We start from the raw sequence: 11635 nt of genomic DNA, 5'->3' as shown, positions 1-11635 counted from the left end.
CGGGCGCGGCGCTTCCCAGCAGATCACGCGGCGCGAGCGAGACCCCCGAGACGGTCTCGGGCTTGTCCGAAAGCGCAGGGACAGCGGCGGTGCCCACGGTGATCGCCAGGGCGTCGGGACGCGCGGTGCGCAGCTTGGGCGCGTCGGCATCGGCGGGCACGGTCCAGCTCTCACCGCGTCCCAGCACCGTTTCCACCAGAGTGGCGCCGCTGCCATCCGAGACGCGCAGCCAGACCTGGTCGGCATTGGCCGTCAGCACGACCGGGCCGGACGGCACCGCAGCCGACGGAGACGCCGCCGCGACAGCCTGCGTCGGGGCGGGCGCCGCGCTCGGCTCTTCGCCGGGCAGAAGCGAGGGCAGCTCGCCTTCGGGCGAGAACACACTGCTCCAGAAATAGAAGACGAGGCCGATCACCAGGACGACCGCGCCGCCCGCCAGCCAGGCGAGGCCGCTGGAGGGCACGCGGGCGGGATCGCCAGGCTCGAAACTGGGCTGGGTGACCGGCGCATAAGGCTCATGCGCATCAAGCTGGGCGCGAACCTTGTCGGCAATGACCTTTTCATCGAGCCCCATCGCGCGGGCATAGGCGCGCGAAAAGCCGACCGCATAGGTGCGCGCGGCGAGGTCCTCGAAACGGTCTTCCTCGATCGAGAGGATATGGCGCTCGGCAACCTTGGTGCGCGAGGCGATGTCGGCGCGACTGAGACCGGCCTCTTCGCGGGCCTTGAGCAGGGTCTGGCCCGCAGTGAGGGGCTGCGAGGTCGGTTCGGGTGTTTCCACGTTATCCATTAGGCTCCGAGGGGCACGAGCGGCGATCAGAACACGGTCTGTTTGCGCGCGCTAACCAACCTTTACGACACGACAAAGTCAATCGAAGAGGGCCTCCAGAGCCAAAAAGTTTTGACACCTTCCCACCACCGCGCGCCAGAGCGTGCAATTTGCACGCCTGCCGTGCGCGTTCGCCCCCTCCTGCGCGCCTTGTGAGGCATCGCGCCGCATAGCGCGCGCAAGGATCGCCCGGGATCAGTCGGTGAGAAGCCCACGCGCCGAGGCCCAGGCGTGCATCGTCTCGCGAAGGTTGGCGGGCGGCTCGGCCAGCCAGCCGCGCATCGCCGCCTCGATCTCGCCAAGATCGGTCTTGCCGACAAGGTCCTTGATGCGCCCGACCGAGGCCGGGGTGATCGAAAGGCGATGGATCCCCAGCCCCAGCAGCGCCAGCGCCTCCAGACGGCGCCCGCCCATCTCGCCGCACACCCCGATATCGACGTTGCTGCCCTCGAGCGAGGTCACCACGCGGCGCAGGAAGCGCAGGATCGCAGGGCTGAGCCAGTCGTAACGCTCGGCCAGCTTGGGGTTGGAACGGTCTGCGGCAAAGAGGAACTGGGTCAGATCGTTGGTGCCGATGGAGAGGAACGAGATCTTGGGGGCCAGAATGTCGAGCTGCTCGGCCAGCGCGGGCACCTCGAGCATGACGCCGTAGCGGATCGCCTCGGGCAGCATGCGCTTGGTCTTGCGCAAGTACGCCAGCTGGCCCTCGAACACGGCCTTGGCCTCGTCGAACTCCCAGGGCTCGGCGACGAGCGGGAACATCACGTTGAGCTCGCGCCCTCCGGCCGCTTCGAGCAACGCGCGCGCCTGAACCTTGAGCAGCCCCTCGCGTTCGAGCGCGACGCGCAGCGCGCGCCAGCCCATCGCCGGGTTCTCCTCGCCCTCGCCGTCGTCGTGGCGCAGGTAGGGCAGCGTCTTGTCACCGCCGATGTCGACGGTGCGGAAGACCACCGGCTTGGAGCCCGCCGCATCGAGGACATCACGGTAGAGCCGCGTCTGGCGCTCGCGCGCAGGGAGCGTGGCCGAGACGAGGAACTGGAACTCGGTGCGGAAGAGGCCAATGCCATCCGCGCCGGTCAGGCTGAGATTGGCGATATCGTCGCGCAGGCCAGCATTGATGCGCACCTGGATGCGCGTGCCATCCTTCGTGACCGGCTCGACATCGCGCATCGAGGCGTAGACCGCCTGCTTCTCGCGGTTCTTGGCAAAGCGGGCCTCAAACGCTTCGATCGCGCCCGGCGAGGGGCGCACGGTCGCCATGCCCTGCTCGGCATCGAGCAGCAGCATGTCGCCCTCGCGCACGTAGCCGCGAAGACCCCGCACGCGGCCCAGCACCGGAATGCCCATTGCGCGCGCGACGATCACCACGTGGCTGGTGAGCGAGCCTTCCTCCAGAACCACGCCCTTCAGGCGTCGCTTGTCGTATTCAAGGAGCTCGGCCGGCCCCAGATTGCGCGCGATCAGGATCGCATCGTTGCGCAGGCCCAGCGAGGCCGCCGTGCCGATCTGGCCCGAGACGATGCGCAGCAGGCGGTTCGCCAGGTCCTCCAGATCGTGCATGCGATCGGCCAGGAGCGCGTCGTCGATCTGGCGCATACGCATGCGGGTGCGCTGCTGCACGCGCTCGATCGCCGCTTCCGCGGTAAGGCCGGAATCGATCGCCTCGTTGATGCGCCGCGTCCAGCCTTCGTCATAGGCGAACATGCGGTAGGTCTCGAGCACTTCCTCGTGCTCGCCGCCCACGCCGAACTCGGCCTGCCCGGCCATGCGGTCGATCTGCTCGCGCATCTTGTCGAAGGCGAGGATCACACGCTGGCGCTCGGCCTCGGTGTCCTGGGCGACGATGTGCTCGATGGTGACGCGCGGCTGGTGGTAGACCGCCGTGCCCTGCGCCAGCCCCTTGACCAGCGACAGGCCGCGCAACTGCTCGGGCGCGTTGTGCGCGGGATCGAGCGAGGCGGTGTCCTCGTCGTCGATGAGCCCGGCGTTGGTGATGAGCTCGGAGAGCACCATCGCCACGGTCTGCAGCGCCTCGATCTCCACTTCCTCGTAGCGCCGCCGCTCGACATGCTGGACGCCCAAGACGCCCACGGCCCGCTCGCGCCGCACGATGGGCACGCCCGCGAAGGAGTGGAACTTTTCCTCGCCCGTTTCCGGACGATAGGAGAAGTCGGGGTGGGCCGCAGCCTCGGCCAGGTTGAGGGTCTCGATCTTCTCGGCAATCGTGCCGACGAGACCCTCACCAATGGCCAGGCGCGTCACGTGGACGGCCTCCTGGGCCAGGCCGCGCGTGGCGAAGAGTTCCAGCATGCCCTCACGCAGGAGGTAGATCGAGCAGACCTCCGAATGGAGGCTCTCCCCGATCACTTCCACGACCGTATTGAGCTTGGCCTGCGCGTGTTGGCGCGAGGCCATCACCTCGTGAAGGCCGGTGAGGATGTTTCGTGCTGCGTCGACGGCTCCGCTGGTCATGGCTTGGGGAGTACCCCAAACGCGGGCGTTTGGAAACGCGGTTGGAGCGCGCAAATCGACCCAGCTATGGATAAGGCCTCCGTTTGCGGAGGAGCTTGTCCCAAAACAGGGCTGGAAAAGGCCGCGTCACGCGCGGTGCGAGGCCCAGCGCGAAGCGTTCAGCCCCGGCCGATCTCCTCCTTGATCATCAGCTTTCGCTTCTTGAGGGCCTGTATCACCACGGCATCAGGCATCGGGCGGCTCAATTCGTCGTGAAGCCGGCGGTCGATACCGGCGTGCTTGAGCTGCAGGGCGCTGACGTGAGAACTTTCCATGAATGGTGTCTCCTCTTTCGTGGATACGCGATCCCTCTTTCCGGTGGCCCGGATTGGCGACTCGGTTCTCAGGGACCGGCGCAATCGAAGGGAACCACATTCACAGCATCTTGCGAAGTCCGGGATTGCTACATATCGGTGAGTTGCGTGAAACCTGCGTCAGGCCGGATTCACCAATTGCACTGCACAAACGGGCCCATTCTAGCGTTCGAGGAATCCGCCGTGACCGAAGAGGAAATGCGTAAACGGCTGGAAATCCTGCGGATCGAGCACCGCGACCTCGACGCCGCGATCGATGCCCTGCGTGCCGCGGGCGGCACCGACCAGATGCAGATCGCACGCCTGAAAAAGCGCAAGCTGGGCCTAAAGGACCAGATCACCCATATCGAGGACTACCTGATTCCCGATATCATCGCCTGAGACGCAGGGCGATCCGGCGCGCGGCTCTCGGCCTCGCGCGAAAAATCAGGGTAAATCCGTGATAAAGGTTAAGCTGCATCAACCCTAAACCGTGCCAGTCAGGGACACATGCCCAGCCCGACACGGGTTTGCGCACCTTTCCCATTGCCCCTGATTCGCGCATGCGAAATAGCTGTTGGTCATGACCCACACGCTGGCCATCTGCCCCCGCATCGTGGAGGGCCTCTACCGCGAGGCGCTCGCGCTGTCGGAGGACGTGCGCGGGACTTTCTCCGCGTCCGGGCAGATGTCCGGCCAGCTTGCGCCCCCGGCCCGTCCTGCGTCCGGTACGAAAGTACCCACGACCGACGAGGACCGCATCCGCATCGCCTATTCGCGCGTCGGGCTCGCCACGACCACGCGCATGATGCACGCGATTGCCTGGCTGCTGCAGCACCGCGCCTACTTCATGGGCGAGATCGGAGAGGAGCAGCTCCGCCGCCACGGACGCCTTGCGCAGGACCTGCGCCATGCCCGCGAGGGACGGGAGGAGGACGAGGCCCTGCTCGATGCCGGGATTACCCGGCTCGTTGCGCGCACCCGCACCTTTTACGCGCGCCTGGAGCGCCTCGACGAGACCTGGAGCCTGTCGCGCGAGGAGGCCGCGGCGGCCAGCGCCATCGAGCGGCTGCGCCAGCGCATCGAGGGGCGCCTCGCCAGCTGACCGCTCCTCGCAGGCCGACACGCCTCGACATGCGCGCCCCAAGCCCCCATAGCGCCTCCATGCAGCGCGACGCGGAACCCGAGCGGCCTTATGCCCTGGCCGAAACGATTGCCCCCAAGGTACGGCGCGTGCTCGCGCGCAATCCCTCGCCCTTCACCTACACCGGCACCCAGACCTACCTCGTGGGCGATGGCGCCGAAGTCGCCGTGATCGATCCCGGCCCGGCGCAAGAAGAGCACCTCGCCGCGATCCTCGAGGCGCTGGGCGAGGCCCGCCTTGTCGCCATCGCGTGCACCCACACCCACCGCGACCACTCACCCGCAGCCGCCCCGCTGAGCGCGCGCACGGGCGCCCCCATCATCGGCTGCGCCCCGCTGACGCTGGACGACGATGGCCCGCGCGCCGATGCCGCCTTCGACGCCGACTACCGCCCCTCCCGCGTGCTGGCCGACGGTGAAAGCATCTCGGGCGAGGGCTGGACGCTTACCGCGGTTGCGACGCCCGGCCACACCTCCAACCACTTGTGCTTCGCGCTGGAGGAGACCGGCGCGCTGTTCACCGGCGATCACGTCATGGGCTGGTCGACCAGCGTCGTCTCTCCGCCCGATGGCGACATGAGCGACTACCTCGCCAGCCTCGCACGGCTCTACGAGCGCACGCAGGACACCATCTACTTTCCCGCCCACGGCCCCGCGATCACCAAACCGCACCAGCTCGTGCGCGGGATGCTCGGCCACCGCCGCAGCCGCGAGCGCCAGATCCTGCGCCAGATCGAGGCGGGCAACACCACTATCCCGGCCATGGTCCCTCTCATGTACAAGGGCGTCGACGAGCGCCTCTGGCCTGCGGCCGGGCGCTCGGTCCTTGCCCACCTCATCGACCTGGAGCGCCGCGACCTGGTCATGCGCTGCGGCGATGCGTGGCGTTTGCCCGAGGGAATCGCTTGACAGCACCCCGGCGATAATTGCGAAAATGTAAAACAGGATTTCGCAAATCGCACGAGTTGGCGTACTCTGGCCCCCAGAAAAACCGAAAAACTGGGGGAAGACATATGGCAAGCCTGGCACCTGCCAAGACCAAGGCACTGAGCTTCTGGCAAAAAGTTGCGCTGGGAATCGCGGCGTTCGATCTCTTCGCGTTCCTGCAATTCACCGCGCGCGGATTCGTGGATGTCGGCGCGGCGCCGCTGTGGATCCATCTCCACGCCGCCGCAATGCTCGCCTGGCTCGGCTTCTTCGTGCTCCAGCCCACGCTGATCGCGCGCGGCGACGTCGCCCGCCATCGCCAGACCGGGGCCATCGCCCTTATCCTTGCGCTCGGCGTCGTGGTGCTGGGCGCCTACTCCACCTACATGAGCGTGGCCACGCGCCATGTGCCCGGCTTCTTTGCGCCGTCCTACTTCCTAACGCTCAACACCATCAACATCGCGACTTTCGGCGCCTTGGTGCTGGGCGCGGTCATCGCGCTCGGGCGTGACATCACCGCGCACCCGCGCCTGATCGTGGGCGCCAACGTGATGATCCTGGAGCCGGCGCTGGGGCGTCTCCTGCCCTTCCCGCTGATGCAGCCCTGGGGCGAATTTGCGGTCATGGTGCTGCAACTGGGCGTCCTGGCGCTGGTCGCGCGCCACGATCTGGCCCAGTTCGGGCGGGTCCACCGCGCCACCCTCGCCTCGCTGGCCGCGGTCGCCTTCTCGCACACCCTGGTCGAGATGATGGGCCGTCTGCCCGCTGTCCACGCGCTCGCCGAACGCATCGCGCAAGGCTAAGCCCTGCCCGCAGCGCGTCCACCTGGCGGCCAGGCCGCCGTCCGCCGCGCCCTTGCGCATTTTTCCCTTGGGTCCTTGCACACCCGCCCCTAAGTAGGCCGCAAAAGGGCACAGGACCGGGCGCAGGCGCGCCGCGAACCGAGACGCCCGGACAAGGACCGAAGGGAAATCCGCCATGACTGCCATGCCTGATCGTGCCGATCTGAAGGGCCTCGATCTGCGGGCCGAGATCGAGCGTCTGCGCAAGGAGCGCAACGCTGTCATCCTCGCCCACTACTACCAGAAGCCCGAGTTGCAGGACCTGGCCGACTTCGTGGGCGACAGCCTTGAACTCAGCCGCAAGGCCGCCGAGACCGACGCGGACGTCATCGCCTTTTGCGGCGTCAAGTTCATGGCCGAAGTCGCCAAGATCCTCTCGCCCGAGAAGACCGTCATCCTCCCCGACATGGAAGCGGGCTGCAGCCTCGAAGATTCCTGCCCGCCCGAGAAGTTCAAGGCGTTTCGCGAAGCCCACCCGGACCACATCGCGCTCACCTACATCAACTGCTCGACCGAGGTGAAGGCGCTCTCGGACGTGATCGTCACCAGCTCCAGCGCGGAGACGATCCTCCAGCAGATCCCGGCTGACCAGAAGATCATCTTCGGCCCCGACCGGCACCTGGGCGGCTATCTCTCGCGCAAGTTCAACCGCGAGATGCTGCTCTGGCCGGGCGTATGCATCGTGCATGAGGCCTTCAGCGAGACCGAGCTTCTGAAGCTCAAGGCGCAGCACCCCGGCGCGCCGATTGCCGCGCACCCGGAATGCCCGCCGACCATCGTCGACCACGCCGACTACGTGGGCTCGACCAGCGGCATCCTGAACTACGCCAAGGCGATGGAAGGCGACACGCTGATCGTCGCGACCGAGCCGCACATCATCCACCAGATGGAACGCGCGCTACCGGGCAAGACCTTCATCGGCGCGCCGGGTGCGGACGGCAACTGCAACTGCAACATCTGCCCCTACATGGCGCTCAACACCATGGAAAAGCTCTATATCGCGCTGCGCGACCTGGAACCGAAGATCGAGATCGAGGAAACCCTTCGCCTCGACGCCAAGAAGAGCCTCGATGCCATGCTCGAAATGGCTTCGGGCACGGTCGGCAAGGGCGATCTGGGCAACCGCTGAGAATGCCTGCCCGCCGCACCGTCCTGCGTGAAGGCGCCCTGCTCGGCGCAGGACTGGCGGCGGGCGCCCCCTTCCTTTCCGCCGCGTCGCGTGCGGCTGTGCCCCGTGCCATCGCGCCCTACACGGCCGCCTGCGTGCAGACGCGCGGCCTGCCCACCTGGTCCTCCAGCGGAGCACCCCTACCCGAGGCGCTCGCCGCCAATGTCGAGACCGTCGCGCGCGCCATCGAGCGCACCGCGGGCGAGAGCGGCGCGCAGCTCCTCGTCTTTTCCGAGTTCTGCCTGCAGATGCCGCTTACGCGCCTTGCGCCCGAGCAATGGGAAGCGGGCGCGGTGGATCTTGCAGGCCCCGAGATCGCCCGGCTTCGCGCCGCCGCGCAGCGCGCAGGCGCCCACGTCGTTCTCAACCCGGTCGAGACCATCGCCGCATTCCCCGGGCGCTATTTCCTGACCGGACTGCTGCTCTCCCCCTCAGGCGAGATCGCGCTCACCTACCGCAAGCTCTACGATCTTACCGGCAAGACCCGGCCGAGCGATGTTCTGCCCCAATGGCGCGACCTGTACGGCGAGGATTCGCTGTTTCCCGTCGCCGATACGCCCCTGGGCCGGATCGGCGTGACGGTGGGGACCGATGCGAACTGGCCCGAGATGGTGCGCAGCCTGGCCTTGCGGGGCGCCGAAGTCATCGCCACCTGCCTCGCCTCGCCCAATGTGACGCCCAGTTCCCCGGCAAAGCGCGCCCCCGACGCACCTGACGCCAACGATCCGGCGCTGCCCGTCATGGCGCGGCGCCTGCGCGCCTACGAGAACATGGCCTACATGCTGACCGCGAATCTGGGTCCGGTAGGCGAGGCCGACGGCAATCCGCTCGGGGACATGCAGCCGAGCGAAATCGTGGACTACCACGGCAACGTGCTGGCCGCTTCCCCCGATGCCGGTGCCCGCGCGATCACGGCCACGCTCGACATCGAGGCGCAGCGCCGCGCGCGCTGCACCCCCGGGCCTGCCAACGCGCTGCTCCAGCTTCAGAGCGGGCTCCATGCCCCCGACTACGCCGCCGCCCGTTTCGATGCGCCGCCAGCCCCCGGCGAGAATCACGCTCAGGCGCAGCGCCGACGCATCCGCGATCTGGTTGCCCGCGGCGTTCTGGCCGCGCCCGCCTCAGGGCTGCCCTGAGGCCGCTTCCTGTTCCAGCTGCGCGTCGAGCGCCGCGCCGAAATGCGCCGCGAGCGCCTTGCACGGCTGTGCCCCTGTTGCGCCCGCCGCTTGCGCATGGGCGGGATGGCGACTGAGCACCTGGTCGCAGGGAAGCCCCGCCAGGCGCGCCAGCCCGTCCCGGAACGCGGCAAGCGCCCCGGCATTCTCAGGCGCGGAATAGCGGTAGGTACCATCGGTGCGCGAGGTCAGGCTGGCGGCAGCCACGATAGTGCGGCAGCCGTCCGCTTTCGCGCAACTTTGCCAGGACCAGGTGAGGCTTCCCGGCGTGTGACCGGGCGTCGTGTGCGCGGTCAGTTCCAGCCCGCCCAGACGTACCACCTCGCCATCGCGGACCACCGTGACCTCAGGCACCGGAGCATAGGCGAAAAGCTCGTCCAGCTGCGGATCGCTGCGGGTCGAGTGGCCTTCGCGCAGCACCTTGGCCCCCGCTGCACTGGCCAGCACCTTCGCGCCGCTGTCGCGGGCAAGCGCGGCAAGGCCGCTGGCGTGATCGTAGTGCGGCTCGGTGCTGAGGATCAGCTTCACGTCGGCAATGTCATAGCCGATCTGTTCCAGGTGCGCCTCGAGCACGGGAGCCCACTGCGCAAGCCCGGCATCGATCAGCACCAGCCCTGCCCCGCTGTCGATCAGCGTGACCGCGAGCGTGGGCGAGCCGAGCGACCAGGTCGCCCCATGAACCAGACGCGGCGGGCCGGGCTCCCCGAAAGCCTCGGCATATTGCAGCGCGACGGGCTGGGTCAGCGGGTCGTCCCCGTCCTGCGCGAAGGCCGGGCCTGCAAGGACCAGCCCCAGAGCCGCTGCAAAGGCAACCCTTGCGCGCATCCCCCTCACGCCTCGCGCCATTCGCCATTGGCGATGCCCTCGAGGGTCCAGTCCCCGATGCGCCAGCGCACCAGCCGAAGCGTCGGGTGGCCCACCGCGGCGGTCATGCGCCGCACCTGCCGGTTGCGCCCCTCGCGGATGGTGAGCTCCAGCCAGCAGTCGGGCACCGATTTGCGAAAGCGCACAGGCGGCGTGCGCGCCCACAGGTCGGGCTCGTCGATGCGGCGCACATCAGCCGGGCGGGTCATGCCGTCCTTCAGCATCACGCCCTTGCGCAGCGCGGCGAGCGCGGCCTCGTCGGGCTCGCGTTCGACCTGGACGAGGTAGGTCTTCTCGGTCTTGTACTTCGGGTCCGAGATGCGCGACTGCAGCCGCCCGTCGTCGGTCAGGAGCAGCAGACCCTCACTGTCGCGGTCGAGCCGCCCTGCGGGATAGACACCGGGCACGTCGATATAGTCCGACAGCGTCGCGCGCGGACTGGGCGAACGGGCATCGGTGAACTGCGAGAGCACGTCGAAGGGCTTGTTGAACAGGATGAGGCGCGCCATCGCGAAAAGGGGTCTCCGACCGGATTGGGGGGAACAAGCGTGTGCTTTCGTGCACTTTGCCGGTTGGAAGGAAAACGTCAATGATCGCCCGCCTGCATTCGTACTGGTACGCCCTGCGCGCCAGCTACTGGTTCTACCCTGCCCTCTTTGCGCTGTGCTCGGTGCTGCTGGGCACACTGACGGTGGAACTGGACCATACCGACGCCCTCGCGCAGTTCGTCGAGGATGGCTGGCTGCGCCCGATGCACGCCTCGGACGCAAGTGATCTTTTGGGCGTTGCTACCGGCTCGATGCTGGGCGTGGCGGGCACGGTGTTCTCGATCACGATTGCCGCGGTGGCCTACGCCAGCGGCAACTATGGCCCCCGCCTCCTTACCAATTTCATGGAGGACAAGGGCAACCAGCTCAGCCTGGCAACCTTCATCGCCACCTTCGTCTATGGCCTCACCGTCCTTCGCGCGATGCGGGGCGGCGGCGGGGACGAGGCCTTCGTGCCCCAGATCTCGCTCCTCGTCGCGTTCGCCTTCCTGATCGTGACGACCGCGGTGCTGGTCTATTTCCTCCACCACATTCCCGCCAGCATCCGCATCGACACCGTGCTCGAATCGATCGGGCGGCGGCTCCTGCGCCAGATCGCCACGCGCTATCCCGAGGAAGGTTCGCGCGATCCGGCCCGGCGCGCGACGCCGCAGGGTGAGCCCATCTGCGCGCAGGAGACCGGCTACGTGCGCGTGATCGAACTCGACACCCTGTGCGAGGTCGCCGCGCGCCACGATCACCTCGTCAACCTGGCCGTGCGCACCGGCGACTTCGTCTATCCCGGCGTCGTCCTTGCCCATACCGACGCGCGCCGCCTTGAAGGCGCCTTCCCCGATGAGGTGCGCGCGACGATGGCGCTCGGCGCCTCGCGCACGGCCGAACAGGATATCGAGTTCTCGATGGACGAACTGGTCGAGATTGCCCTTCGCGCGCTGTCGCCGGGGATCAACGATCCCTTCACCGCGATCACGGCGCTCCACTGGATTGGCGCGGCGACCGCCGATTTCGGGCGCCGGGACCTTGCCTTCGAGACCTGGAACAGGGGCGATCCGGCCTGCCCCGTCGCGCGCCTCCACAGCGACTTCGCGCACTTTCTCCAGCGCGGCTTCATCGCCATGCGCAGCGCGGTCGCGACCAGCCGCCTTGCCGCGCTGATGGCGCTCGAAGCCCTCCACACCGCCGCGCAGCAGGTGACGTCGGCCCACCGGCGCCGGTTGCTCCTTGAAGAGATGGACCGGCTGGCCGAGCAGGCTGCCGAGCACCTCTCTGGTCCGGACATTGCCTTGGTGCGGGAACGGCACGCGCTGCTGAGGGGCGAGGGTTGAAGAAGCAAGA

General features: G+C 67.8%; 12 protein-coding genes. 7 read left to right on the top strand and 5 right to left on the bottom strand.

Annotated features, from left to right (window positions below; all coding sequences use genetic code 11):
* The 3 genes from MTR65_RS19645 to MTR65_RS19635 all read right to left on the bottom strand — a co-directional run.
* The coding region (locus MTR65_RS19645) for a helix-turn-helix domain-containing protein (RefSeq protein WP_419145068.1) at positions 1-781 on the bottom strand (781 nt) is incomplete at its 3' end.
* Between the two features lie 243 nt (positions 782-1024).
* Positions 1025-3301 carry a phosphoenolpyruvate--protein phosphotransferase gene (ptsP, locus tag MTR65_RS19640; protein WP_243803219.1) on the bottom strand — a complete coding sequence of 759 codons (2277 nt, stop codon included), beginning with the start codon at positions 3299-3301 and terminating at the stop codon, positions 1025-1027.
* A 158-nt stretch (positions 3302-3459) separates the two neighbouring features.
* Positions 3460-3615 (bottom strand): YdcH family protein, encoded by a 156-nt coding sequence (locus MTR65_RS19635; RefSeq protein WP_084592079.1) that lies wholly within the window; start codon positions 3613-3615, stop codon positions 3460-3462.
* Between the two features lie 222 nt (positions 3616-3837).
* Between MTR65_RS19635 and MTR65_RS19630 the strand changes: the two genes are divergently transcribed.
* From MTR65_RS19630 to MTR65_RS19605, 6 genes are all read left to right on the top strand, one after another.
* On the top strand, positions 3838-4035 hold the full coding sequence (locus MTR65_RS19630; protein ID WP_148629274.1) for a YdcH family protein: 198 nt from the start codon (positions 3838-3840) through the stop codon (positions 4033-4035).
* Between the two features lie 181 nt (positions 4036-4216).
* Entirely contained in the window at positions 4217-4738 is a 522-nt protein-coding gene (locus MTR65_RS19625; RefSeq protein WP_243803216.1) for a DUF1465 family protein, read from the top strand.
* A gap of 59 nt (positions 4739-4797) precedes the next feature.
* On the top strand, positions 4798-5685 hold the full coding sequence (locus MTR65_RS19620) for an MBL fold metallo-hydrolase (protein ID WP_243803214.1): 888 nt from the start codon (positions 4798-4800) through the stop codon (positions 5683-5685).
* 104 nt (positions 5686-5789) lie between these two features.
* Positions 5790-6506: a hypothetical protein gene (locus MTR65_RS19615; RefSeq protein ID WP_243803212.1), complete on the top strand. Its 717-nt coding sequence runs from the start codon at positions 5790-5792 to the stop codon at positions 6504-6506.
* Between the two features lie 175 nt (positions 6507-6681).
* Positions 6682-7674 carry a quinolinate synthase NadA gene (gene nadA / locus MTR65_RS19610; protein ID WP_243803209.1) on the top strand — a complete coding sequence of 331 codons (993 nt, stop codon included), beginning with the start codon at positions 6682-6684 and terminating at the stop codon, positions 7672-7674.
* A 2-nt stretch (positions 7675-7676) separates the two neighbouring features.
* Complete coding sequence (locus tag MTR65_RS19605; protein ID WP_243803206.1) at positions 7677-8849, top strand: nitrilase-related carbon-nitrogen hydrolase; 1173 nt, start codon at positions 7677-7679, stop codon at positions 8847-8849.
* Here the strand turns inward: MTR65_RS19605 and MTR65_RS19600 are convergent.
* Entirely contained in the window at positions 8835-9713 is an 879-nt protein-coding gene (locus tag MTR65_RS19600) for an MBL fold metallo-hydrolase (protein ID WP_243803204.1), read from the bottom strand. The two genes, MTR65_RS19605 and MTR65_RS19600, sit on opposite strands and share 15 nt — an antisense overlap.
* A 5-nt stretch (positions 9714-9718) precedes the next feature.
* Complete coding sequence (locus MTR65_RS19595; protein ID WP_226634036.1) at positions 9719-10261, bottom strand: pseudouridine synthase; 543 nt, start codon at positions 10259-10261, stop codon at positions 9719-9721.
* Positions 10262-10341: 80 nt separating this feature from the next.
* On the opposite strand from MTR65_RS19595, the gene MTR65_RS19590 reads away from it, so the two are divergent.
* Positions 10342-11625: a DUF2254 domain-containing protein gene (locus MTR65_RS19590; protein WP_243803201.1), complete on the top strand. Its 1284-nt coding sequence runs from the start codon at positions 10342-10344 to the stop codon at positions 11623-11625.
* Positions 11626-11635: the final 10 nt, after the last annotated feature.

This window comes from Novosphingobium mangrovi (genome assembly GCF_022818885.1).
In the GTDB taxonomy this organism is placed as follows: domain Bacteria; phylum Pseudomonadota; class Alphaproteobacteria; order Sphingomonadales; family Sphingomonadaceae; genus Novosphingobium; species Novosphingobium mangrovi.
This window is presented reverse-complemented; position numbering and strand designations above follow the sequence as displayed.

Bases quoted from the DNA above. Each gene is read 5' to 3' on its own strand.
- ptsP (WP_243803219.1), bottom strand. From the start codon at position 3,301: ATGACCAGCGGAGCCGTCGACGCAGCACGAAACATCCTCACCGGCCTT.
- MTR65_RS19635 (WP_084592079.1), bottom strand. From the start codon at position 3,615: ATGGAAAGTTCTCACGTCAGCGCCCTGCAGCTCAAGCACGCCGGTATC.
- MTR65_RS19625 (WP_243803216.1), top strand. From the start codon at position 4,217: ATGACCCACACGCTGGCCATCTGCCCCCGCATCGTGGAGGGCCTCTAC.
- MTR65_RS19620 (WP_243803214.1), top strand. From the start codon at position 4,798: ATGCAGCGCGACGCGGAACCCGAGCGGCCTTATGCCCTGGCCGAAACG.
- MTR65_RS19615 (WP_243803212.1), top strand. From the start codon at position 5,790: ATGGCAAGCCTGGCACCTGCCAAGACCAAGGCACTGAGCTTCTGGCAA.
- nadA (WP_243803209.1), top strand. From the start codon at position 6,682: ATGACTGCCATGCCTGATCGTGCCGATCTGAAGGGCCTCGATCTGCGG.
- MTR65_RS19605 (WP_243803206.1), top strand. From the start codon at position 7,677: ATGCCTGCCCGCCGCACCGTCCTGCGTGAAGGCGCCCTGCTCGGCGCA.
- MTR65_RS19600 (WP_243803204.1), bottom strand. From the start codon at position 9,713: ATGCGCGCAAGGGTTGCCTTTGCAGCGGCTCTGGGGCTGGTCCTTGCA.
- MTR65_RS19595 (WP_226634036.1), bottom strand. From the start codon at position 10,261: ATGGCGCGCCTCATCCTGTTCAACAAGCCCTTCGACGTGCTCTCGCAG.
- MTR65_RS19590 (WP_243803201.1), top strand. From the start codon at position 10,342: ATGATCGCCCGCCTGCATTCGTACTGGTACGCCCTGCGCGCCAGCTAC.